The sequence below is a fragment of the Paraburkholderia kururiensis JCM 10599 = LMG 19447 genome (assembly GCF_003986935.1).
Classification (GTDB): domain Bacteria; phylum Pseudomonadota; class Gammaproteobacteria; order Burkholderiales; family Burkholderiaceae; genus Paraburkholderia; species Paraburkholderia kururiensis.
Window position 1 is genome coordinate 1 of sequence record NZ_RJZE01000138.1, and the last position, 254, is coordinate 254.

The window sequence follows — 254 nt, forward strand, 5'->3', positions numbered from 1 at the left end:
ATGTTTCGCCATGGTGGTGGAGTTCGATTGTGGAAGTGTTACCGTGAGAAGCAACATTCTCCTTCAATCGCCACCGCCTTCTCCTGCCTCTTCCCTACGCCGCGTACACCACTTTCAACGATAGCTCCGCTGGCACTTTCGCGATCAGGTCTCGTTGCGCGAGATTTCCAGACGGCTGGGCGTGTCCAGAAACACGGTCAGGCGTTACATCCGGGCCGGCACGGTTCTGCCAGCCTATCCCGAGCGCCACAGCC

At 58.7% G+C, this 254-nt stretch carries 1 pseudogene; it reads left to right on the forward strand.

Going from position 1 to position 254, the window contains the following annotated elements:
• Positions 1-127: 127 nt before the first annotated feature.
• Positions 128-254 (forward strand): annotated as a pseudogene (locus tag PKKP23_RS33630) (helix-turn-helix domain-containing protein); the annotation flags it as partial.